The sequence below is a fragment of the Microbispora sp. H10885 genome, assembly GCF_014161415.1.
Lineage (GTDB): Bacteria > Actinomycetota > Actinomycetes > Streptosporangiales > Streptosporangiaceae > Microbispora > Microbispora triticiradicis.
Genome location: NZ_JABBWY010000002.1, coordinates 1 through 23,841 on the forward strand (window position 1 = coordinate 1; position 23,841 = coordinate 23,841).

The window sequence follows — 23,841 nt, forward strand, 5'->3', positions numbered from 1 at the left end:
ATGTGTTAAGCACGCCGCCAGCGTTCGTCCTGAGCCAGGATCAAACTCTCCAAACAATGTCTGAAAAGTGTCACCCCTGGCCGGCACCCCCCGGCTAAGGAAAGGCACCGTCAAAGGAATCCGCCACCAACACGGTGACGGGGTCATGCATGATTCATGCACTGGCTTTTAGCACACTGTTGAGTTCTCAAGAAACGGACGCGACCACCATCACCCGAAACCCGTAAAGGGTCCCGAGATCCAGGGCGATTACTTCCGTCCGGCCGACTCTTCGGCGATCACCGTGTCACAGACCCGAAGCGAGTCATGCGATCTCGGCCGATGCTCTTGTCAGAGTGACCTTCCCCTTTCGGGGCAACCACTCCATCTTAAACCCTCGCCCGCCTCACGTCAAACCTCTCGGTTCCGCCGTGCCGCAGACGACCCCGATCCGGCGCGAGCGCCTCGTCTGGGTGGTCGTCGGAGTGGCTTGCCCGTCGGGGCCCGGCCGCCTCTCGGCGTCCCGCTCTCCCCGGGGGCGAGGAAAACATTAGGCAACGTCCGCCCGGCCGTCAAATCACGCCGAGATGGCCAAAACCCCAGGCCAGACAGCGACTTCTGGCCATCGCTGCCGCCAAGGCCACAAGATTGTTACCTGCGCCACAAGGAACCTTGACCGCGAAAGAGCTGCCCCGGACCGGTCGGCCGGGACGGCTCCAAGCGATCGACGTACCGACGATCAGGCGACCTCGATGCCGCCGACCGTCTTCTTGCCGCGGCGGAGCACGAGGAACCGGCCGTGCAGCAGATCCTCCGCGGAGGGCACGTACTCCTCATCGGTGATCTTCGTGTTGTTAAGGTACGCGCCGCCCTCCTTCACGGCCCGGCGCGCCGCGGACTTGGACTCGACGAGCCCGCTCTGCGCGAGCAGGTCGACGTACGACGCCCCCAGGGCGGGGACGACCGCCTTCGGCACCTCCGCGAGAGCCGACTCCAGGGTGCGGGCGTCCAGTTCCGCGAGCGAACCCTGCCCGAACAACGCACGCGAGGCCGCGATCACCCGGGCGAGCTCGTCGGCGCCGTGCACCAGGGTGGTCAGGTCCTCGGCCAGCGCGCGCTGCGCCGCCCGGGCCGCCGGCCGTTCCGCCACCGCCTTCTCCAGCTCCTCGATCTCCTCCCTCGTACGGAAGGTGAAGACCTTGAGGAACCGCACGACGTCCCGGTCGTCGGCGTTGAGCCAGTACTGGTAGAAGGCGTAGGGCGAGGTCAGCGCGGGGTCGAGCCACACGGCGCCGCCGGCCGTCTTGCCGAACTTGGTGCCGTCGGCCTTGGTGATCAGCTTGCCGGTGAGCGCGTGGACATGGGCGCTCTCCACCCGCCGGATGAGATCGACACCGGCGGTGATGTTGCCCCACTGGTCGCTGCCGCCCAGCTGGAGCGTGCACCCATGCCGGCGGTACAGCTCCAGGTAGTCGTTGGCCTGCAGGATCTGGTAGCTGAACTCCGTGTAGCTGAGTCCTTCACCGGCCAGCCGCGCGGAGACCGACTCCCTGGCGAGCATCCGGTTGACCGGGAAGTGCTTGCCGATGTCGCGCAGGAAGTCGATCGCGCTCAGCTCGGCCGTCCAGTCGAGGTTGCTGACCAGCGTGGCCGCGGTCGGCCCTTCCTCGAAGGTGAGAAACTTCTCCACCTGCACCCTGATGCGGGACACCCATTCGGCGACGATGTCGCTGGAGTTGAGCGCCCGCTCCGTGCTGCGCCCGCTCGGATCGCCGATCAGGCCTGTCGCGCCGCCGACCAGCCCGATCGGGCGGTGTCCCGCCCGCTGGAAGCGGGTCAGGATGAGCAGGGTCGCGAGGTTTCCCACGTGCAGCGAGGGCGCGGTCGGGTCGAAGCCCGCATACACGGTGATCGGACCGTCGGCCAGCGCCTTGCGCAGCGCGTCGATGTCGGTGGTCTGCGCGATCACATCGCGCCACTCGAGTTCGTCGAGGATGTCACCCATCTCCGACGTCGGCACGATATTGCCTGAAGTTACGGTCACGGTCGTGGCTTTCGCTTATCGATGGTGGGTGTACGGGCTTCCGTACAAGCCTGCCTGATCACGGAACCCTATCGCCACTTCTTGGCGACGCGTCAGCGCGCGGCTCGGCCACGGCGCCTGGGGACGTGCGCGCGGTACGGAGAGACGGTGGGGTCACCGTCGATCCAGAACCTCCAGGGGGTGTCGGCGCCGGCGGACACTCCGGTGCGCGGGCCCGTCCTCACCTGGCCGGACGGCACCGACCGGCCCTCGTGCACCTGGATGGGGCCACCCGAGCAGCAGTCCGTGCCGTTGTGCTCCTTCACCAGGCCGAGGGCCACCGCGAGCCGGGCCGGTCCCCTGGCGAGATCCCGGTCGGGAACCCGGCGGGCCACGCCCTCCATCCCGGGACCGTCGGCGTGCGGCATGCGGCGGATGCGGGCGGTGTGCACGCCCGCGACCACCTCGCCCGCCCGTAACAGGACGGCCGAGCCGGTGCCCGCGGGCATGCACACGAGGTTCGCGCAGTAGTGCATGCCGTACGTGAAGTAGACGTAGAGGTGTCCCGGCTCGCCGAACATGACGGCGTTGCGTGGCGTGCGCCCCCGGTAGGTGTGGGAGGCCGGGTCCTGCCCCGGGCCGCCGTACGCCTCGACCTCGCTCAGCCGGACCGCCACCGAGCCGTGCACGACCACCCGTCCGAGGAGATCGGGGGCGACCACCTCCGAAGGGCGGTCGAAGAAGTCGCGGCCGAGCGGCTCGCCCGCGACGTCGTCGATCAGTTCTCGTTCGCCCATGCCGCCTGGCCGTCGACGATCTCCCGGAGGTTCGCGACCTGGTCACGGACCCGGTCGGGCGCCGTGCCGCCGAAGGCGCTGCGGGCGGCCAGCGCCCCGTGCACGTTCAGCACGTCGCGGACGCTCGCGCCCGTCTCGTCCACCGCGAAGTGCGGCGAGACCTTCGCGAGTTCCTCGTCGGTCAGTTCGCCGAGGTCCTTGTCGTTCACCTGGCACCACACCACCAGATGGCCGACGGCCTCGTGCGCGTCCCGGAACGGGACGCCGCGGCGGACCAGCAGCTCGGCGAGGTCGGTCGCCAGCGCGAACCCGTCGGGCGCGCTGGTCTCCAGTTTGGCCTTGTTGACCCGCATCGTGGCGATCATGCCGGACACGGCCGGGAGCACCAGGAGCAGGGTGTCGACCGCGTCGAAGACGGGCTCCTTGTCCTCCTGGAGGTCGCGGTTGTAGGTGAGCGGCAGGCCCTTCAGCGTCGTCAGCAGTGACATCAGCGCGCCGATCAGCCGGCCGCTCTTGCCCCTGGCCAGCTCGGCGACGTCGGGATTCTTCTTCTGCGGCATGATCGAGGATCCGGTCGAGTAGGCGTCGTCCACCTCGATCCACCGGAACTCCTGCGAAGCCCACAGCACGACCTCCTCGCCGAGCCGGGAGACGTGCACGCCGATCATCGCCGCGCAGAACAGGAACTCGGCGGCGAAGTCACGGTCGGCGACCGCGTCCATCGAGTTCGGCGCGGGGGCGTCGAACCCGAGTTCGGCGGCGACGGCGGCGGGGTCGAGCGGCAGGGAGGATCCGGCCAGCGCGCCGGAACCCAGCGGCGAGACCGCCGCGCGCCTGTCCCAGTCCCGCAGCCGGTCCACGTCCCGGGTCAGCGGGTGGACGTGGGCGAGAAGCTGGTGGCCGAACGACACCGGCTGGGCGTGCTGCAGGTGCGTCATGCCGGGCGCCGCGACGTCGGCGTTCTCCTCGGCCTGGCTGATCAGCGCGGTCTCCAGTTCGACCAGCCTGGAGACGATCGTGCGGACGTGGTCACGCAGGTAGAGGCGCAGGTCGGTGGCCACCTGGTCGTTGCGGCTGCGGCCGGCCCGCAGCTTGCCGCCCAGCGAGCCGAGCCGCTCCAGCAGGCCGCGCTCCAGCGCCGTGTGCACGTCCTCGTCGGCGACGGTGGGACGGAACTCCCCCTTCCGGCAGGCCCGGTCGAGATCGTCGAGCGCGCCCAGCATGCGGTCGAGTTCCTCCTGCGTCAGGAGGCCGGCGCGGTGCAGTACGCGTGCGTGCGCGCGCGAAGCCAGCAGATCGTACGGCGCGAGGCGCCAGTCGAACTGCACACTCACCGACAGGCGCGTGAGGGCGTCCGCGGGTCCCCCCTCGAACCTGCCACCCCAGAGCCGCATCGGCTTGTTGTCCGCCACCGTCTTCTCCCTCCGATTTCCATATCTCCGCCGGCAAAAGGCGACCGCGTGCGTTTCCGCGAGGAGCCCTCGTACGGAGATCTCACGCCTTTCCGGTCGTCCCCTGGACGAGCGCTCGGCGCGTTTCTCCGTATGAATCCTCGTGGTGGATCCTCCTGCCGGATCCTCGTGCGGGACTAATCCGCGACCTTAGCCGACGGGTGGACCGGTCCCCGCACACGGACCGGCCCCGCACAGTCACGCTTCCTCGTCTCCATGAGAGTGATCGTGGACGTCGGCGGTGAGCTTGTGCCTGGTCACGTCCGGCGTCCTGCGGGTGGCCAGGCTGAGCAGGGATTCCGCCAGCGCCTGCCCTCCCGTGGGGCTCCTGCTGATCACGAGGATCGTGTCGTCACCGGCCACCGTGCCGAGGATCGAGTCCCAGCCCGCGTGGTCGACGGCCGAGGCGAGGAACTGGGCCGCCCCCGGAGGCGTGCGGAGGATCACCAGGTTGGCGGACGCCTCCGCCGACACCAGGAGTTCCTCGGCGATCCTGCGCAGGCGCGCGTCGGGGTTCTCGGTGAATCCGTTGGCGGCGCCGGCCCGGTAGATCGGGATCCGGCCGCCGCCCTCACCGGGCAGCGCGTAGACCAGAGTGCCGTCGTCGGCCCGCAGCTTGAGCGCGCCGAGCTCGTCGAGATCCCGGGAGAGGGTGGCCTGGGTCACCTCCACTCCCTGCTCCGCCAGCAGCCTGGCCAGCTCGGGCTGCGAGCGGACCTTGTGCCGGGTCAGCAGCTCGACGATCCGGGCGTGCCGCGCCGCCTTGGTGAGCGGGATGCTCACAACCCCTCCGCGCTCCGCGTCACGAGCCAGTGCAGCAACGCCTTCTGCGCGTGCAGCCGGTTCTCCGCCTGGTCCCACACGACGCTGCGCGGTCCGTCGATGACGTCGGCGGCGATCTCCAGCCCCCGGTACGCCGGCAGGCAGTGCAGCACGATCGCGTCAGGGTCGGCCAGGGCGAGCAGAGCCGTGTTCACCTGGTAGGGCGTGAAGGCCGCCACCCGCTCGTCCTTGCCGTCCTGACCCATCGAGACCCAGGTGTCGGTGGCGATCACGTGCGCCCCGGCCGCGGCCGCCTCGGGATCGCTGAGCGCCACGACCGATCCCCCGGTGGACGCCGCGATCTCGGCGGCCCGGTCCAGCACCGAGGCATCGGGCAGGTAACCCGCGGGCGCCCCGATCCGGACGTGCATCCCGGCCATGGCGCAGCCCAGGAGGTAGGAGTGCGCCATGTTGTTGGCGCCGTCGCCGAGGTAGGCGAGTGTCAGCCCGCCGGCCGTGCCCTTGTGCTCCCGGATCGTCTGCAGGTCGGCGAGGATCTGGCAGGGGTGGAACTCGTCGGTCAGCGAGTTCACCACCGGCACCGACGAGTAGGCCGCCATCGTCTCGATGCGCTCCTGGCCTCCCGTCCGCCAGACGATCGCCGCGACCTGCCGGGACAGCACCCGCGCGGTGTCCTCGACGGGCTCGCCTCGTCCCATCTGCGAGGTGCCGCCATCCATGATCAGCGGCAGCCCGCCCAGCTCCGCCACGCCCACGGAGAACGAGACGCGAGTCCGGGTCGACGGCTTGTCGAAGAGGAGGGCGACCGCCTGAGGGCCTTCGAACGGCCGGTAACCGAACCGGTCCTTCTTCATCGCCTCGGCGAGGTCGAGCACCTGCGCCTGCTCCTGGGGGGACAGGTCGTCATCGCGCAGGAAGTGCCGGACCCGCGCGGCGGTGTTCACGAGGTTGTCGTCAGGCATCGGCGGCCTCCAGGATGCCGGGCAGCGCGTCGAGGAAGACCCGCGCGTCGGGTTCGGTGATCACAAGCGGCGGCGCGAGCCGGACCGCCTCGGGCTGCAGCGCGTTGACGAGGAAACCGGCCTCCTGGGCCGCGGCCTGCACCTGTGCCGACTTGGGGGCGGTCAGCACGGCGGCGAGCCACAGTCCGCGTCCCCTGACGCCCTTGAGCAGCGGGTGCCGCACGGCGGCGATGCCCTCGGAGAGGAGCGCTCCCACACGCGCGGCGTTGCCGAGCAGGCCGTCGCGCTCGATGGTGCCGAGCACCGCCAGCGCCGCGGCGCACGAGACCGGGTTGCCGCCGAAGGTCGAGCCGTGGTCTCCCTTGGCGAAGATCTCGCCGGCCTCTCCCAGGCCGACGCAGGCTCCGATCGGCATGCCCCCGCCGAGCCCTTTGGCCAGGGTCACGATGTCCGGGACGACTCCCTCCGCCTGGTGGGCGAACCAGTGCCCGGTGCGGCCGATGGCCGACTGGATCTCGTCGGCGACCAGGAGGGCGCCGGTGGCGGAGCAGATCTCCCGGGCCGCGCGGAAATAGCCCTCGGGCGGCGGGACGACCCCGGCCTCGCCCTGCGTGGGCTCCAGGAAGACCGCGGCGCAGTCCTCGGTCACGGCGTTCTTGAGCGCGTCCGCGTCGCCGTACGGAACGAACCGCACGTCGAGCGGGAACGGGCCGAACTGGTCGCGAATCGACTGCTTGCCGGTGAGTGACAGCGCGCCGAGCGTGCGGCCGTGGAAGCCGTTCTCCGCCGCCACCATGTAGCCGCGGCCGTGGGTCCGGCCGTACTTGATGGCGATCTTCAGCGCGGCCTCGTTGGCCTCGGTGCCGGAGTTGGCGAGGAAGACCCGGGCCGGCTCCCCGAGCAGGGTGCGCAGCCTCTCGGCGAGCAGCACCTCCTGCTCGTGCAGGAACAGGTTGGAGGTGTGGGCGAGCGTGGCGACCTGCCGCGACACCGCTTCGACCAGGGCCGGGTGGCCGTGCCCGAGCGAACTCACCGCGATGCCGCCGATGAGGTCGAGGTAGCGGCGCCCGTCCACGTCCCAGACGGCGCAGCCCTCGCCGCGTGCCAGGGCGACGGGTGGCACCCCGTAGTTGTGCATGAACGCCGACGCGAATCGTTCGCGCAGTTCGTCGTTGCCGGTCACCTGGCATCCCCTCCGCTCACGACGCCGTTCGCGACTTTCACCGGGCTCCGGCCGTCCGTCCCCGGGCCCGCGTCCGGCTCGACCATCGTGCCGATTCCCTCGTCGGTGAAGACCTCCAGCAGCAGGGCGTGCGGCACCCGCCCGTCGAGCACGTGCGCCTGCGGGACGCCGCCGCTCACGGCCGTCAGGCATGCTTCCATCTTCGGCACCATCCCGCTGGACAGCGAGGGCAGCAGCGCGGCGAGTTCCGAGGCGGTGATCCGGCTGACCACTTCCAAGCCCGAGCCCGGTTCCTCGCCTTCGCCCGGAGGCTGCCAATCCGCGTACAGCCCCTCGACGTCGGTCAGGACGATCAGCTTCGACGCCTTGAGCGCGACGGCGAGCGCCGCGGCCGCGGTGTCGGCGTTGACGTTGTAGATCCCGCCGTCGTCGCCGCGGGCCACCGACGACACCACCGGGATGCGCCCGTCGTCCAGCAGGGCCTGCACGGCTCCCGCCTCGACGCGGACGATCTCCCCCACCTGCCCGATGTCGACTTTGACGCCGTCGACCGTCACGTGCTTGCGCTCTGCCGTGAACAGGTGGGCGTCCTCGCCGGACATGCCGACCGCGAACGGCCCGTGCCCGTTGATCAGCCCGACGACGTCGCGGTTGACCTGCCCCACGAGCACCATCCGGACGACCTGCATCGCCTCGGGTGTGGTCACCCGCAGGCCGGACACGAAGTGGCTGTCGATCCCGAGCAGGTCGAGGTGCGACTGGATCTGCGGCCCGCCGCCGTGCACGATGACCGGGCGCAGTCCCGCGTAGCGCAGGAAGACCACGTCGGCGGCGAACTTGGCCCGCAGGTGCTCCTCGGTCATCGCGTTCCCGCCGTACTTGATGACGACGGTCGCGCCGTGGAAGCGGGCGAGCCAGGGCAGGGCCTCGATCAGTGTGTGCGCCTTGTCCAGGGCGCCGTTGCGTCGGACGCTCATGACGAGTACGCCGAGTTCTCGTGCACGTAGGCCGCCGTGAGGTCGGTGGTGTGCACGGTCGCGCTGTGCGGGCCGGCGGACAGGTCGATCGTGATGGTCACGTCGCGCGGGCGCAGGTCGACCTTCGAGCGGTCGTCGCCGGCGGCGCCTCCCCGGCAGATCCAGATGCCGTTGACGGCCACGTTCACCCGCTCCGCCTCGAAGACCGCCTCGGTGGTGCCGACCGCGCTGACCACCCGGCCCCAGTTGGGGTCCTCGCCGTGGATCGCGCATTTCAGCAGGTTCGAGCGGGCCACTGCCCGGCCCACCGCCACCGCGTCGTCCTCCGACGCCGCGCCCACGACCTCGATCGCGATCGCCTTGGTGGCGCCCTCGGCGTCGACCAGAAGCTGCCGGGACAGGTCGGCGCAGACGGCGGTGACGACCTTCTCGAACTCGGCGAGGTCGGGGCGGACGCCGGACGCGCCGCTGGCGAGCAGCAGCACCGTGTCGTTCGTCGACATGCAGCCGTCGGTGTCGAGCCGGTCGAACGTCACCGCCGTCGCCTTGCGCAGCACCGTGTCGAGCTCCTCGGAACCGAGCTCGGCGTCGGTGGTCAGCACGCACAGCATGGTGGCCAGGCCGGGCGCGAGCATCCCCGCGCCCTTGGCCATGCCGCCCACCATGTAACCCCCCTCGCCACGGCGGAAGGAGATCTTGCTGACGGTGTCGGTGGTCCGGATCGCGTCCGCGGCGGCCAGCCCGCCGTCCCGGCTGAGCTGGGCCGCGGCCGTTCCCACGCCGCCGAGCAGCGCGTCGAGCGGGAGCCTCTCGCCGATCAGCCCGGTCGAGCACACCGCGATCTCGGCGGCGGAGTCGCCGAGGACCTCGGCCGCCTTCTCGGCGGTGGCGTGGGTGTCCTGGAAGCCCAGGGGGCCGGTGCAGGCGTTGGCACCGCCGGAGTTGAGCACGACCGCCCTGACCCGGCCGCCGTCGAGAACCTGGGCGGACCACAGGACCGGCGCGGCCTTGAACCGGTTGCGGGTGAAGACCCCCGCCGCGGCCCGCGAGGGGCCGTCGTTCACGACCAGGGCGAGATCGCGGGCGCCGCCGCTCTTGATCCCGGCGACGACTCCGGCGGCGCGGAAGCCCAGGGGTGCGGTGACGCTCATGCACGCTCCTCGGAAGGGAAGGTCTTGCTCACGGGGCGACTCCATTGGTGGGAAGGCCGAGTTCTTCCGGAAGACCGAGCGCGAGGTTGGCGCTCTGGATCGCGCCGCCCGCGGTGCCCTTGGTGAGGTTGTCGACGGCGACGACGGCCACGATCCGCCCGGCCCGCTGGTCCAGGGCGACCTGCAGGACCGCGGTGTTCGCCCCGACCGTCATCGCCGTGGCCGGCCACACGCCCTCGGGCAGCAGGTGGAGGAACGGCTCGTCCTTGACCGCCGCCTCGTACGCCTCCCGCACGGCGGCGGGGGTCGTCCCGGAGGCGGCGGGAGCCGTACAGGTGGCGAGGATGCCGCGGCTCATGGGCGCGAGGGTCGGCGTGAACGACACGCGGACGGGCCGCCCGGCGACCGCCGACAGGTTCTGCTCCATCTCCGGCGTGTGCCGGTGGACCCCGCCGACTCCGTACGCACCGACCGAGCCCATGACCTCGCTGCCGAGCAGGTGGGCCTTGGGGGCGCGGCCGGCCCCGGAGGTGCCGCTGGCCGCGACCACCACCACGTCGGGCTCGGCGAGCCCGGCCGCGAAGGCGGGGAACAGCGCCAGGGTCGCGGCGGTCGGGTAGCAGCCGGGCACGGCGATCCGCCGGGCGCCCCGCAGGACCTCCCGCTGGCCGGGCAGTTCGGGAAGGCCGTAGGGCCAGGTGCCCGCGTGGACGCCTCCGTAGAAGGCCGTCCACTCCTCCGCGCTGGCCAGCCGGAAGTCGGCGCCGCAGTCGACGACCAGCGTGCCGTCGCCGAGTTCGGCCGCGACGGCGGCCGACTGACCGTGCGGCAGCGCGAGGAAGACCACATCGTGCCCGGCCAGCGCCTGCGGGGTAGTCTGCTCGATGACCCGGTCGGCCAGGGACGGCAGGTGGGGCTGGTGCGCGCCCAGTCTCGTGCCGGCGCTGGACGCCGCGGTGAGCGCGCCGATCTCGACGTCGGGGTGGCCCAGCAGCAGGCGGAGGAGCTCTCCCCCCGCGTATCCGCTCGCTCCGGCGATCGCCGCCCTCATCGGCCCCCCAGACTCCCCTGCATGGCTATGCAGGCAACCTCATGTTCTTGCTTGTGTAGAGAGTATGCACCGCCGGGCATGGGCATGCAAGCGGCGTTTCGCGAGGTGGACACCTGGCGGCCATACCTACCGGTCGGTATCGTGAAACCTCCGGTTAACGTATTCATCCGGGAGCACGTTCATCATGACGATCACGCACGAACAGGTCCAGGCCCAGCTCACCGCGCCCGGTCAGCTCTTCGAGATGGAAGAGGTCGAGGTCGGCGGCAGCAGGATCCGGGCGTGGAAACACGCCCCCGCGACCTTCCGCGCGCTCCTGGAGATCACCCGCTTCCACGGGGACAAGGTGTTCGTCGTCTACGAGGACGAGCGGATCACCTACGAGGAGCACTTCCGGCTGGTCGCGACCCTCGCCAACCGGCTCGTGGAGGACTACGGCGTGCGCGCGGGCGACCGCGTCGCCCTCGCCATGCGCAACTATCCGGAATGGATCGTCTCCTTCTCCGCCGTGCTCGCCGCCGGCGCGGTCGCCGTCCCGCTGAACGCCTGGTGGACCGAGCAGGAACTGGAGTACGGCCTCGGCGACTCGGGCGCGAAGCTGGTGATCGCCGACGGCGAGCGCGCCGCGCGGATGTCCGGCAGCGGCCTGCCCGTGATCGTCGCCCGCGGGGAGGGCGCCAACTGGGCCGGCGTCCTCGGCGAGGTGCGCGCCGACGTGACGCTGCCCCCGGTCGACCTCCACCCCGACGACCCGGCGACCATCTTCTACACCTCCGGCACGACCGGCAGGTCCAAGGGCGCGCTCGGCAGCCACCGCAACCTCGGCCAGGCGCCGATGACCGTGGCGTACGCCATGATGCGCACCGTGGCCCTGGCGGGCAGAGACGTGTCCTCGGCGGCCGGGAAGCGCAGGATCACCCTGCTGACCGTGCCGCTCTTCCACGTCACCGGGTGCTTCGCCGTACTGATGACCACGATGTTCAGCGGCGGCGGGCTCGTGCTGATGTACAGGTGGGACCCCAAGCGGGCCCTGGAGCTCATCGAACGTGAGCGCGTCACCATACTGAGCGGCGTCCCGACCAACGCCTGGCAGCTGCTGTCCCATCCCGACCTGGGCGGCCACGACATCTCGTCGCTCGGCTCGATCTCGTACGGCGGCGCGCCCGCGCCGCCCAGGCTGCTGGAACGGATCACCGAGACGCTTCCCGAGCGGACGCCCGCGAACGGGTACGGCATGACCGAGACGACCGCGCTGGCCATCTACAACAGCGGCCGGGACTACCTGGCCAAGCCCGGCAGCATCGGCCGCCCGCTCGCGGTGGTGGACGTGAAGATCTGCGACCCGTACGGCGCCGAACTGCCGCCCGGCGAGGTCGGCGAGCTGTGCGTGCGCGGGCCGATCGTGATCAGCGGCTACTGGAACCGTCCGGACGCGACCGCCGAGACGTTCGTGGACGGCTGGCTGCACACCGGCGACCTGGCCCGCGTCGACGAGGAGGGCTTCGTCTACATCGTCGACCGGGCCAAGGACATGGTCATCCGGGGTGGCGAGAACGTCTACTGCGCCGAGGTCGAGGCCGCCCTGTTCGAACACCCGGCGGTGGACGACGTGGCCGTGATCGGCGTACCCGACGACGAGATGGGCGAGCAGGTCGGCGCGGTGGTCCGGTTGAAGCCGGGCGCCGAGGCCACCGGTGAGGAACTGAGCGGCTTCCTGCGCGGCCGGATCGCGGCGTTCAAGGTGCCGTCGCGGTTCTGGTTCAGGGAGGCCGAACTGCCGCGCAACCCGGGCGGCAAGGTGCTCAAGACCCGTCTGCGCAAGGAGACGCTCGGTCTCTGACCGGGCCCCAGGACGGTTCGAACCGGGAGAGGCGGTCCTTGCTGTAGGCCTGGATGCAGGGCGCGCGGACGTCCGGTGACGTGCCCGGGACCCCGCTCGTGTAGTTGAGCAGCATCCGTACGGCGGGAGAGTCCTCGCGGACCGCCCGGTCGAGGGGTCAGTACGACTGCCGCCACTTCGCAACGGCGTGGGCATACTCGCTCGGATCCCAGCGCCGCCAGATACCGGCATGCTTTCCTGAGAAGTCGCCGTTGCCGGCGACGCACAGAACCCTGTACTTCTCGACGTCGACGTCCGCATCGCCGTCCTTATCCTTCTTCGTGTACAGAGCGGTCACCCGGAACGGTTGACCGTGGTTGGACACGGTGACCGTTTGCTGACGACCGTCGGCGAGGACGTCCATGGCCAAAGAGAACGAGCAAGAGTGCCTCAGGGTGGAGGCGTAGATCAGAAATGCCATGTCCTCGTCTCGCTTCAGGGAGATGGTTCTGAGCGAGAAATAGTCTCCCCTGGGATCGAAGCCCTTCAGCATTTGCGCACGCGGCCTAGGCTTGTCCAAATCGAAGTACAGTCGAGTGATCTCGTCCGAGGCTCCGCCAGGGGGATTCGCCGCGCGGTATCACGGGCTTTCAGGAGAAAGGCGCAGCTCGATCAGGATTACATCAATTTGACACCCCTCGCCGAAGTGTCGACACCAGGGACAATGACCGTAATCCATAAAACGACATGGCTCATTTTGCGACGAGCCTTGGCGGACCCCCGCAGGACAAGAGCGGCACTGTGCTTGTTTTCCCCCAGATCGGCTGAAGATGTCGCCCTATATGCGGCGCTCCTCACCAACGCTCTCCGGCGCTATCCGGCGAATTGCCTGCCTTCAGCGCCCTGAGCACGTCTTTTCACGCCTCGGCGCCGGGAAGGTTGTTGTACGTCACCCTGCGTGCGACCGGCCTAACGGCGGGGGCGCCGTCGCCGACGATCCGGCAGTGCGACGGAAGGGCCGCCGAGCACGCGCTCACCCCTGCGCGGAGCGGAGGGCCTCCACGGCGACGTGAAAAGTTCATCGGACTTCCCGCAGCTCAGGCCTGGACTGATCAGCATCCGACTGAAACATTTCTATCCAATCTTTGACATGTTTCGGTGGTGGTTTCCAGAATGAGGCCTCGGCGAACCCCCGGGGCCGGGCGGCGCTCCCCACCAGGGCACCGCGCCGCCCGGCCAGCCACCGTGCCCGATCACAGGGTTCCGACTTGAGGAGCGAAGATGGCCGACAGCGCCGTGCCCGTCGTCAGACGTCCCGGTTTACGCAAGACCCTCGCCACGGCGCTCGCGAGCGTCGCCGCCGCGGCACTGGCGACCGTGGCACTGTCCCCGACGGCGGCCAACGCCGCCGACTGCAGCGCCGGATACGTCGGCCTCACCTACGACGACGGACCCAACCCCAGCAACACCACCAACCTGCTCAACACCCTCAAGGCCAACGGCCTGCGCGCCACCATGTTCAACATCGGCCAGAACGCCCAGAACAACCCCTCACTCGTGAGGGCGCAGGTCGACGCCGGAATGTGGGTCGGCAACCACAGCTACACCCACCCCCACCTCACCCAGCAGAGCAGCTCCCAGATCCAGTCCGAACTCCAGCGAACCCAGCAGGCCATCCAGCAGGCCACCGGAACCGCACCCAAGCTGTTCCGCCCCCCGTACGGCGAGACCAACTCCACCCTCAAGTCCGTCGAACAGCAGCTCGGCCTCCGAGAGATCATCTGGGACGTCGACTCCCAGGACTGGAACGGCGCCAGCACCTCCCAGATCGTCCAGGCCGCCGGCCGTCTCCAGAACGGCCAGATCATCCTCATGCACGACCAGTACTCCACCACCGTCGCCGCCATCTCCCAGATCGCCGCCAACCTCCGCAGCCGCAACCTCTGCGCCGGCATGATCTCCCCCACCACCGGACGCGCCGTCGCCCCCGACGGAAGCAACCCCGTCACCCCGTCCCCGTCCATCCCACAGTCCCCCAGCGCCACCCCCACCTCCGGTGGTGGCAGTGGGCCGATCAAGGGCGTGGCCTCGGGCCGCTGCATCGACGTGCCCAACGCCAGCCAGAACGACGGCACCCAGGTGCAGCTGTACGACTGCAACGGCCAGAGCAACCAGACCTGGTCGTCCACGTCCTCCGGTGAGATCCGGGTCTACGGCAGCAAGTGCCTCGACGCCGGCGGCACCGGCAACGGCGCCGTCGTGCAGATCTACTCCTGCCACGGCGGCGACAACCAGAAGTGGCGGGTCAACGGCGACGGCAGCATCCAGGGCGTCCAGTCCAACCTGTGTCTCGACGCCGCCGGAGCCGGCACCGCCAACGGCACCAAGCTCCAGCTGTACTCCTGCCACGGCGGCAACAACCAGAAGTGGACCTGGACCAGATAGCCCCCGCCCGTGGCCCGCGATGTCGGACACCCCGCCGCACCGTGGGCCACGGCCCTTGGGCCGGCAGTCAGTCTCCTGTCGCGTGGGCTGGCCGCCGGAACGGTGCGGCGCTCTCCGGGAGCGCCGCACCTTCTCACTGTCCGGGCATGCTCCGCGACGTGGTGCCGGCACGGAAAACCCGCGTTCCGGCAGGGGACAGCCGGGGAATCACTTCGCGTGACGCTCACGCGTTGCTACCGTGAGCGCATGACGGCTGAGGTGCGGAGCGAAGTGCCCATGAGCGATATATGCGGCGTTCCCCGTTGGGTTTTCCCTCCACCGGAAGGATTTCGCGCTACCGACCTCGATCACATACCGCAACTCCCTGCGCACACAGAGTTGATTGATGGAAGCTTGGTCTTCGTGAGCCCCCAAGCCTCCTTCCACACACGAGCCGTCGACCTCCTCACAAGTGGCCTGCGCCGCCACCTGCCCTCGGGGCTACGCGTACGTCGTGAAATGAGCGTGATTCTCGACCTGCGTCAGCGGCCCGAGCCGGACGTATGCGTCATTCAGGCGGAGGCGGATCGCGGGCCGGACCAGACGGCGTACGAGGCCGGCGATGTGATCCTGGTTGTGGAGGTCGTCTCGCCCGAGTCCGAGGAGCGGGACCGCAAGCGCAAGCCGCAGCTCTACGCCGAGGCGGGGATCGCGCACTTCTGGCGGATCGAGAACCAGTCCGGGCGGCCCACGGTCTACGTGTACGAACTCGACCCCGCCACCGCCGCTTACGCGCTGACCGGCATCTACCACGACCGCCTCAAGGTGTCGGTGCCCTTCGACGCCGACATCGACCTCGCCGAAATCGACGAGCTGTAGACTCCGGAACCTCTGATCCCCACCAGCGACGGCCCGTAGCCGAGCGCTCCGGCTCCGCGAGCGGCGGCGGGCCTTACGTTGACTGCGATCGGCAGGTTCTGCCACGATCGCGGCAAAGTTGGCATTGCTCCTCTGGTTACCCCCGCGTATCGTCCAGAGTTGAGCCCCACTCACATTCACGCGCGTGACAGCACCATCCTGCCGTCCCTTCACCCCCTGACACCGCGAAGGGAAGTTCCCCCATGCACGCGCGCCTCCGACGGGCGATCACCGCTGCTGCCGCGCTGGTCCTCGTCTCCGTCGGCCTGCCGGCGGAGACGGCCACCGCCGCCCCCTATTACCCGCCCGACGACTACTGTCTGGGCCAGTGCGCGGACGTCCTGCCTCCCGGGCAGAACGGCAACGCCACGCTCGTTGACATCCTGGGCAACCAGACTCTGGGCACCTACCCGGCCCACAGCAGGGACCAGCTCGGCAGATACGCCGACCTGATCTCCGGCTACACCGGGCTGACCGACGAGCAGATCTCCGCGTTCTTCGGCGACAGCGGCTTCGGCGTGCCGGCGAACCAGGTCGAGAGCACGGTCAGCCCGCGGTCCGACGTCACGATCGTCCGGGACAAGGCGACCGGCGTGCCGCACGTCACCGGCACCACCCGCGAGGGCACGATGTTCGGCGCCGGGTACGCCGGAGCCCAGGACCGCCTGTGGCTCATGGACCTCATGCGGCACGTCGGCCGGGGCGAGCTGACGCCGTTCGCCGGCGGCGCGGCGGGAAACCGGGAGCTGGAGCAGAGCGTCTGGCGCAACTCCCCCTACACGGAGGCCGATCTCCAGGCTCAGATCGACCGGCTGCGGGCCTCCGGCGGCCGCGGCGCCCAGCTCTACACCGACGTGCAGAACTACATCGCCGGGATCAACGCCTACATCGACCGGTGCATGTCCGCCCGCAACTGCCCCGGCGAGTACGTCCTCACCGGCCACCTCGACGCCATCACGAACGCGGGAGGCCCGCAGTACTTCAAGATGACCGACCTGGTCGCCGTCTCCGGGGTCATCGGCGGCCTGTTCGGCGGTGGCGGCGGCGCGGAGATGCGGTCCGCCCTCGTACGGGTGGCCGCGCGGGCGAAGTACGGCGCCACCGAGGGCGACCGGGCCTGGGCGGCCTTCCGCTCGCAGAACGATCCGGAGACCGTGCTCACGCTGCACGACGGGCAGAGCTTCCCCTCCGGCGCGGCGCCGTCCGGCGCGACCGGCGTGGTGCTGCCCGACGCGGGCACGGCGGCCCCGGTCGACGTCACGGCCAACGAGACCGGCAGCGCGACCTCCCCCACGACGGCGGTTACGAGCGCGCTGACGGGGCTGACGGTGGACAATTCCCGGCCCGGCATGTCGAACGCGCTCGTGGTCTCGGCCGCCAAGGCGACCGGCGGCCACCCGATCGCCGTGTTCGGCCCGCAGACCGGCTACTTCGCGCCGCAACTGCTCATGCTGGAGGAGCTGTCCGGGCCCGGCATCCGGGCGCGGGGGGCCGCCTTCGCCGGGCTCAACCTCTACGTGCTGCTCGGCCGCGGGACCGACTACGCCTGGAGCGCCACGTCGGCCGCCGAGGACATCACCGACACGTACGCGGTGACGCTGTGCGACCCGAACGGCGGCACGCCCGCCCTGTCGTCGGACCACTACCTCTACCACGGCACCTGCACCGCCATGGAGACGCTGAAGAAGACCAACTCCTGGAAGCCGAACACGGCCGATTCCACCGCCGCCGGCTCCTACGACCTAATCATCAAGCGGACCAAGTACGGCCTGGTCACCTGGCGGGGGATGGCCGGCGGCGTGCCGACGGCGTTCACGGCGCTGCGCTCGACCTACCAGCACGAGACGGACTCGGCGGTCGGCTTCCAGATGTTCAACGACCCGGCCGAGATGGGTTCGCCGGCGGCCTTCACGAACTCCGCTTCCAAGATCGGCTTCGCCTTCAACTGGTTCTACGTCAACTCCGCCGACACGGCGTACTTCATGTCCGGCAACGTCCCGGTGCGGTCGGCGGTGTCCGACCCGAACCTGCCGATGGCGGGCGACGCGGCGCACGAGTGGAGCGGCTTCGACCCGGCGGTCAACACGGCGGCCTACACGCCGCCCTCGGCCCACCCGCAGGCCGTCAACCAGGACTACTTCGTGAGCTGGAACAACAAGCAGGCGAAGGACTACGGCGCGGCCGACGGCAACTTCAGCTTCGGTCCGGTCCACCGCGCCGACCTGCTGGACGCGCCGCTCCGGGCCGCCCTGTCCACGGGCACGGTCGACCGGGCCGGGGTTGTGAAGATCATGGCCGCGGCCGCCGTGACCGACCTGCGCGGATGGAAGGTGCTGCCGAACCTGCTCCGGGTGATCGGCAGCGCGTCGTCCGTGCCCGATCCCGCCCTGGCCTCCGCCGTCGCCAAGCTGTCCGCCTGGGCCGAGGCGGGCGCCCGGCGGCAGGAGACCGCCAAGGGCAGCAAGACGTACGCGCACGCCGACGCCATCCGGATATTCGACGCGTGGTGGCCGCAGCTGGTTCGGGCGGAGTTCCGGCCCGGCCTCGGCGACGGGCTCTACCAGTCGCTGACCGGCGCGCTGCAGATCAACGAGTCGCCGTCCGGGCACCAGCAGGGCGACGTCTCCGCGCTGCCCGGGTCGGCCAACGAGTCACAGCCGCACAAGGGCTCGGCGTTCCAGTACGGCTGGTGGGGTTACGTCGACAAGGACATCCGGGCCGTGCTGGGCGACCCGGTGACCGCTCCCCTGCCCGCCAGGTACTGCGGCGCGACCGTGGCGGCCTGCCGCACGGTCCTGCTGGACAGCCTGTCGGCCGCGCTGGCCGAACCGGCGGCGACGACCTATCCCGGTGACGACTCCTGCTCCGCCGGGGACCAGTGGTGCGCCGACGCCGTGCGGCAGTCGCCGCTCGGCGGGATCAAGCACTCGCTGATCTCCTGGCAGAACCGGCCGACCTATCAGCAGGTGGTCTCGTTCCCGGCGCACCGGGGCGACGACGTGAGCGACCTCGCGCTGGGCCGTACGGCGAGCGCCTCCAGCACCGAGGGCTCCAACGCGCCGGGGCGGGCGGTGGACGGAGACCCGGCGACCCGGTGGGCCAGCGGATGGAGCAACAACCAGTACATCCAGGTCGATCTCGGCTCCGCGAGCACCGTGGGGCGGGTCATCCTGCGCTGGGAGTCGGCCTACGGCTCGTCGTACCGGATCCAGACGTCCCCCGACGGCGCCGCGTGGACCACCGCCGCGCAGACGACGACCGGCGACGGCGGCGTGGACACCGTGACCTTCGCCCCGGTCAGCGCGCGGTACGTGCGCATGCAGGGGGTCAAGCGCGCCACCCTCTTCGGCTACTCGCTGTACTCCTTCGAGGTGTACGGCAGGTGACGCGGCTCGCGGGCGGGCGCCGGCGACAGACCGGCGCCCGCCCGCGATCGTGCTCGTCAGGCGCCGCGGAGGTGGGCTCCGGTGCGCTCCGCGGCGAGGGCGACGGCGGCGTCCCGCGCCGCCGTGGTCTCCTCGGCCGTGAGCGTGCGGTCCGGCGCCCGGAACCGCAGCGTGTACGCCAGCGACTTGTTGCCCTCGCCGACCTGCGGCCCGGTGTAGACGTCGAACAGCCTGACCGACTCCAGCAGGCCGCCCGCGCCCTCCGCCAGGGCGGCCGCCACCTCCGCGACCGGGGTCGCGGCGGGGACGGTCAGCGCGACGTCCTGGGTCGCCACCGGGTAGGCGGACACGGGGGGCGTCTGCACCGGCCCGGCGGGCCGCAGCAGTGACAGCTCCAGCTCCATCGCGCACGTGCGCGGGGGCAGGCCGTACACCTCGATCACCCGGGGATGCAGCTCACCGGCGTGGCCGGCGAGGACCTGCTCCCCGGTCTCCGGGTCCGGCACGGTCAGCGCGGCGCAGCGCCCGGGGTGCCAGGGCTCGTGCTGGTCGGCCCGTATGACGAGCTCGCCACCGGCCGCCCGGGCGACGGTACGGGCCGCCTCGACGGCGTCCGCCCAGGTCGCCTGCCTGCCCTCGCCCCACCAGCCGGAGCGGTGGAACTCGCCGGCGAGCACCACGGCCACCCGGAACGGCTGCCGCGGCAGCGCGATCTCGATCGCCGCCAGCTCCTCCTCCGAGGGCCGGCGGTCGACCGCGAGAATCGGGGCCGACGCGGGCGCGTCCGGCTCGGGCCGGTAGACCAGCCCCGACTCGAACAGGGCCACGTCGGCGAACCCGCGGCCCACGTTGCGCACCAGCGTCTTCAGCAGCCCCGGCAGCAGTGTGGTCCGCATGTACGGCTCGTCCTCGCTGAGCGGGTTGACCAGCCGGGTCGTCCGCCTGCGCGGGTCCCCCTCGGGCAGCAGGAGGTTGTCGAGGTCGCGCGGGCCCATGAACGGGTAGGCGAGCACCTCGACGTATCCCGCGTGGGCCAGCGCCCGGCCGACGCGGCGGCGCAGCCGCTGCCCCTCGGTCAGCCCGCCGCCGACGGGGGCGGGCGGCAGCACCGACGGGATGCGGTCGTAGCCTTCGAGCCGGATGACCTCCTCCGCGAGGTCGTTCGGGTCGGTGAGGTCGGGCCGCCAGCTCGGCGGGACGACCGTGATCGGGTCCTCGCCGTCGACGGACAGCTTCCCGGCGAGGTCGCCCGACGCGAGCACCCCGGTCGCGGCGACGCCCTGGCCGCCGTCCGGCCGGGAGGCGGCGGCGCCCTCGGTCACCACGCAGCCGACCTGCTCCAGCCGGCGGATCACCGTCTCCCGCCCGTAGGCCACGCCCGCGACGCGGTCCGGGTGGCCGGCCGGGATCGTGATCCGCACCGGGGCGACGTCCACCTGCGCGTGCGTCACGCCGGGGTCGGCGACGGCCCCGCCCAGCTCGGCGAGGAGCCGGACGGCACGCCACGACGCGGCCAGCGGCAGCTCCCGGTCGACGCCGCGCTCGAACCGCTTGGACGCCTCGCTCACCAGGTTGTGCCGCCGCGACTCCCGGGCGATGCCGGTGGCGGAGAAGTGGGCGGCCTCGATCACGATGTCGGTCGAGGTCCCGGAGATCTCCGTGTGCAGGCCGCCCATCGTGCCGGCCATCGAGATCGGGCCGGAGTCGTCGGTGATGAGGATGTCCTCCTCGTGGAGCGTCCGCACCACGTGGTCGAGCGTCTCCAGCGTCTCCCCCGGACGGGCCCGCCGTACGACGATCGGGCCGGACAGGCGCGACCGGTCGAAGGCGTGCAGGGGCTGGCCGAGCTCCAGCATCACGTAGTTGGTGACGTCGACGGCCAGCGAGACCGAGCGCACACCGGCGCGGGCCAGCCGCACCCGCATCCACAGCGGCGACTCCGCGGCGGGGTCGAACCCGGTCACCGAACGCAGCACGAACCGGTCGCAGGCGGTCGGGTCGCCGATCGACGCCGGCCAGGACTCGCCGTCGCCGTCCGGCGTCTCGATAGCGGCGGGATCGCGGAACGGCACGCCGAAGGCGGTCGCCGCCTCGCGGGCGACGCCCCGGATGGACAGGGCGTATCCGCGGTCGGTGGCGACCTCCAGTTCGAGCACGTCGTCACGCAGGCCGAGCAGTTCGACGACGTCCGCGCCGATCGGGGTGTCCGGCGGCAGCAGCAGGATGCCCGGGGACGAATCGGCGACGCCGAGCTCGGCCTCCGAGCAGATCATGCCGTCCGACAGCCGCCCGTACGTCTTGCGGGACCCGATCTCGAAACCACCGGGCAGCACCGCGCCCGGCAGCGCGACCGGGACCACCGCGCCCTCGGAGAAGTTCGTCGCGCCGCAGACGATCTCGCGCGGCGTGGCCTCGCCGACCTCGACCCGGCAGTGCCGGATGGGCTTCTTGAACCCGGTCAGCTCCTCGATCTCGAGGACCCGGCCGACCACGATGTTCTTGATCTCGTGGCCGTGCGAGTGGAGGGCCTCCAGCTTGAGGCCGGCGGCGGTGAGCCGGTCGGCCACCTCCTGTGCGGTGACCGCGGGGAGATCGACGTACTCCCGCAGCCATGAAAGCGGGACCTTCATCAGACCTCCATCCCGAACGGCAGGGTGAACCGGATGTCGCCCTCGACCATGTCACGCATGTCCGCGGCGTTGTGGCGGAACATCAGCGTCCGCTCCACGCCCATGCCGAAGGCGAACCCGGAGTAGACGGCGGGGTCGGCGCCGCAGGCGATCAGCACGCGCGGGTTGACCATCCCGCAGCCGCCCCACTCGATCCAGCCCTCCGACTTGCAGGTGCGGCAGGGCGGGTTGCCGGGCACCGCGGAGGAGCCGCGGCAGACGAAGCAGCGCAGGTCGAGCTCGGCCGACGGCTCGGTGAACGGGAAGTAGTGCGGCCGGAACCGGGTCGTGATGCCGTCACCGAACATCACCTCGGCGAACCGGTCGAGCGTGCCCTTCAGGTGGGCCATCGTCAGCCCCTTGTCGACCGCCAGGCCCTCGACCTGGTGGAAGACCGGCGTGTGCGTGGCGTCGAGCTCGTCGGTGCGGAAGGTCTTGCCCGGCGACACCACGTAGACGGGCAGCGGGCGCGACAGCAGGGCCCTGATCTGCACCGGCGAGGTCTGGGTGCGCAGGACCTTCCCCGACTCGACGCTCTCCACGAAGAACGTGTCGTGGTCGGACCTCGCGGGGTGGTCGGGCGCGATGTTCAGAGCGTCGAAGTTGAACCACTCGCCTTCGAGCTCCGGCCCCTCGGCCACTTCGTAGCCCATCGCGACGAAGGCGTCGGCGATGCGCTCCTGCAGGGTGGTGAGCGGGTGGCGGGCGCCGCGCGGCGCGTGGTCCCACGGCAGCGTGACGTCGACGGTCTCCTCTACGAGGACCCGCGCGTCGCGCTCGGCCTCCAGCTCGGCCTGACGGGCGGCCAGCGCCTCGCCGATCGCCTTGCGCGCGGTGCCGATCCGCTTGCCCGCCTCTGCGCGGGCGGCGGGCGGGAGCGCGCCGATCTCACGGTTGGCCAGCGCGATCGGCGAGCGGTCGCCCGCGTGCGCCAGCCTGGCCTGCTTCAGATCGTCGAGGTCGCGCGCCGCCGCGATGGCGGCGAGGGCGTCGGCCTGTGCCCGCGCGACCTCGTCGGCGTGCAGCGGCGTCACCTCGACCGGGTCATAGGTGTTCGACAAGAGAGAGCTCCGTATCCAGGGGCCTGCGAGCGCCCTGCGCTCAGCGGCAACGAGTCTAGTCCGATCAGCCCACCGGGCCGTCCTCCGCGCGAGGGCCTGTGGAAAAGCTCAGGCGAAGTCGGGGGTGCCGGTGGGCAAGGTAAATCGGAACTCGGCGCCGCCGCCGGGCGCGCGCTGCACGATGATCGTGCCGCCGTGGGCCTCGACGAGGCCCTTGACGATGAACAGGCCGAGGCCGGTGCCCCCGCGGCGGCGGCCGTTGCCCCGCCAGAACTGACGGAAGACGCGGTCGACCAGCTCGGGCGCCACGCCCTCACCCTGGTCCCGCACCGACACCGCCACACCCCACTCGACCGGCTCCACCACTATGGTCACCGTACCGCGTCCGTGGCGCACCGCGTTTTCCACCAGGTTCCCGAGAACCTGGTCGATCTTGTCCTGGTCGAGCCACGTCTCGGGCAGCTCGCCGAGGATCTCCAGCCGGAAGCGGTCCTCCGGCTCCCCCGCGGCCACCCGGCCGGCGATGATCCGGCGCGCCCGCGCCGGCACGTCCACGACCTGCCGGTGGATCTCCACCCGGCCCGACTCGATCCGCGAGACGTCGAGGAGCTCGGTGATCAGCCGCGTCACCCGGTCGGCGTCCGCGTTGACCGTCTCCAGCATGACGAGCTTCTGGGCGTCGGTGAGCCGCTCCCACTTCGCCAGCAGCGTCGCGGTGAACCCCTTGACGCTGGTCAGCGGTGAGCGCAGCTCGTGCGCGACCGTGGACACCAGGTCGGCGCGGCTGCGTTCGACCCGCGCGCGCGCCGACGCGTCGCGCAGCGTGATGACGACCCGCTCCACCTCGCCGCCGCGCGCGGGCTCCCGGACGAAGCGCGCGGCGACCAGCAGTTCCTGCCGTCCGGGCAGGTGGAGCGGCCGTTCGGGCTGGCGGCTGCGGGTACGCAGCCCGCCGTGCGGGTCGAGCCACTTCCACCAGTCGCGGCCGTCCTGGTCGCGCAGCGGCAGCACGTCGCCGATGAGCCGGCCCACGGCCGCCCGCCGGGTCACCCCGGTCAGCCGCTCCGCCGCCCGGTTGACCATCAGGATCACACCGTCGGGGTCGGTCGCGACGAGGCCGTCGGGAAGGTCGTCGGCGTCGATGAGCGCCCGCCCTCCGGCGTCCCCTTCAGGGGTGCCGCCGGGGGTGTCGTCACCTCGCACGAGA

General features: G+C 70.9%; 17 protein-coding genes. 4 read left to right on the plus strand and 13 right to left on the minus strand.

Annotation, left to right across the window (positions count from 1 at the left end):
* Positions 1 to 718 precede the first annotated feature (718 nt).
* The 9 genes from tyrS to argC form a co-directional block, all read right to left on the minus strand.
* Positions 719 to 1,984, minus strand: coding sequence for a tyrosine--tRNA ligase (gene tyrS, locus HHX37_RS05115; RefSeq protein WP_117408343.1), 1,266 nt, complete (start codon positions 1,982 to 1,984; stop codon positions 719 to 721).
* A gap of 131 nt (positions 1,985 to 2,115) precedes the next feature.
* Positions 2,116 to 2,799 (minus strand): DNA-3-methyladenine glycosylase, encoded by a 684-nt coding sequence (locus HHX37_RS05120; RefSeq protein WP_182880355.1) that lies wholly within the window; start codon positions 2,797 to 2,799, stop codon positions 2,116 to 2,118.
* Positions 2,781 to 4,193 (minus strand): argininosuccinate lyase, encoded by a 1,413-nt coding sequence (argH, locus tag HHX37_RS05125; RefSeq protein WP_182876913.1) that lies wholly within the window; start codon positions 4,191 to 4,193, stop codon positions 2,781 to 2,783. The genes HHX37_RS05120 and argH overlap by 19 nt, the downstream gene beginning before the upstream one ends.
* 255 nt (positions 4,194 to 4,448) lie before the next feature.
* Positions 4,449 to 5,033: an arginine repressor gene (locus HHX37_RS05130; RefSeq protein WP_117408341.1), complete on the minus strand. Its 585-nt coding sequence runs from the start codon at positions 5,031 to 5,033 to the stop codon at positions 4,449 to 4,451.
* The gene (argF, locus tag HHX37_RS05135) at positions 5,030 to 5,995 is read right to left on the minus strand and encodes an ornithine carbamoyltransferase (RefSeq protein ID WP_182884694.1); all 966 of its coding nucleotides are present in this window, start codon (positions 5,993 to 5,995) and stop codon (positions 5,030 to 5,032) included. The genes HHX37_RS05130 and argF overlap by 4 nt, the downstream gene beginning before the upstream one ends.
* A complete protein-coding gene (locus tag HHX37_RS05140) occupies positions 5,988 to 7,178 on the minus strand; it encodes an acetylornithine transaminase (protein ID WP_182884695.1) in 1,191 nt (396 codons plus the stop codon). The genes argF and HHX37_RS05140 overlap by 8 nt, the downstream gene beginning before the upstream one ends.
* Positions 7,175 to 8,155 carry an acetylglutamate kinase gene (argB, locus tag HHX37_RS05145; RefSeq protein ID WP_182884696.1) on the minus strand — a complete coding sequence of 327 codons (981 nt, stop codon included), beginning with the start codon at positions 8,153 to 8,155 and terminating at the stop codon, positions 7,175 to 7,177. The genes HHX37_RS05140 and argB overlap by 4 nt, the downstream gene beginning before the upstream one ends.
* Positions 8,152 to 9,306 (minus strand): bifunctional glutamate N-acetyltransferase/amino-acid acetyltransferase ArgJ, encoded by a 1,155-nt coding sequence (gene argJ, locus HHX37_RS05150; protein ID WP_182884697.1) that lies wholly within the window; start codon positions 9,304 to 9,306, stop codon positions 8,152 to 8,154. Before argJ ends, argB begins: the two co-directional genes overlap by 4 nt.
* A 28-nt stretch (positions 9,307 to 9,334) precedes the next feature.
* Complete coding sequence (argC, locus tag HHX37_RS05155) at positions 9,335 to 10,357, minus strand: N-acetyl-gamma-glutamyl-phosphate reductase (RefSeq protein ID WP_182876833.1); 1,023 nt, start codon at positions 10,355 to 10,357, stop codon at positions 9,335 to 9,337.
* A 184-nt stretch (positions 10,358 to 10,541) separates the two neighbouring features.
* Between argC and HHX37_RS05160 the strand changes: the two genes are divergently transcribed.
* Positions 10,542 to 12,197 carry a class I adenylate-forming enzyme family protein gene (locus tag HHX37_RS05160; protein ID WP_182884698.1) on the plus strand — a complete coding sequence of 552 codons (1,656 nt, stop codon included), beginning with the start codon at positions 10,542 to 10,544 and terminating at the stop codon, positions 12,195 to 12,197.
* 157 nt (positions 12,198 to 12,354) lie between these two features.
* Here HHX37_RS05160 and HHX37_RS05165 read toward each other — a convergent pair whose 3' ends face one another.
* A complete protein-coding gene (locus tag HHX37_RS05165) occupies positions 12,355 to 12,729 on the minus strand; it encodes a hypothetical protein (protein ID WP_182884699.1) in 375 nt (124 codons plus the stop codon).
* Positions 12,730 to 13,457: 728 nt separating this feature from the next.
* Between HHX37_RS05165 and HHX37_RS05170 the strand changes: the two genes are divergently transcribed.
* From HHX37_RS05170 to HHX37_RS05180, 3 genes are all read left to right on the plus strand, one after another.
* Complete coding sequence (locus HHX37_RS05170) at positions 13,458 to 14,621, plus strand: polysaccharide deacetylase family protein (protein WP_182880349.1); 1,164 nt, start codon at positions 13,458 to 13,460, stop codon at positions 14,619 to 14,621.
* A gap of 246 nt (positions 14,622 to 14,867) precedes the next feature.
* Positions 14,868 to 15,479, plus strand: a complete 612-nt coding sequence (locus HHX37_RS05175; RefSeq protein WP_396774807.1) for a Uma2 family endonuclease — start codon at positions 14,868 to 14,870, stop codon at positions 15,477 to 15,479.
* Positions 15,480 to 15,721: 242 nt separating this feature from the next.
* Complete coding sequence (locus HHX37_RS05180) at positions 15,722 to 18,904, plus strand: penicillin acylase family protein (protein WP_182884700.1); 3,183 nt, start codon at positions 15,722 to 15,724, stop codon at positions 18,902 to 18,904.
* A gap of 56 nt (positions 18,905 to 18,960) precedes the next feature.
* Here the strand turns inward: HHX37_RS05180 and HHX37_RS05185 are convergent, their stop codons facing one another.
* The 3 genes from HHX37_RS05185 to HHX37_RS05195 form a co-directional block, all read right to left on the minus strand.
* A complete protein-coding gene (locus HHX37_RS05185) occupies positions 18,961 to 21,534 on the minus strand; it encodes a phenylalanine--tRNA ligase subunit beta (RefSeq protein WP_182884701.1) in 2,574 nt (857 codons plus the stop codon).
* Positions 21,534 to 22,634 carry a phenylalanine--tRNA ligase subunit alpha gene (pheS, locus tag HHX37_RS05190; protein ID WP_117408917.1) on the minus strand — a complete coding sequence of 367 codons (1,101 nt, stop codon included), beginning with the start codon at positions 22,632 to 22,634 and terminating at the stop codon, positions 21,534 to 21,536. The genes HHX37_RS05185 and pheS overlap by 1 nt, the downstream gene beginning before the upstream one ends.
* 108 nt (positions 22,635 to 22,742) lie before the next feature.
* A complete protein-coding gene (locus HHX37_RS05195) occupies positions 22,743 to 23,837 on the minus strand; it encodes a sensor histidine kinase (protein ID WP_182884702.1) in 1,095 nt (364 codons plus the stop codon).
* Between the last annotated feature and the right edge of the window lie 4 nt (positions 23,838 to 23,841).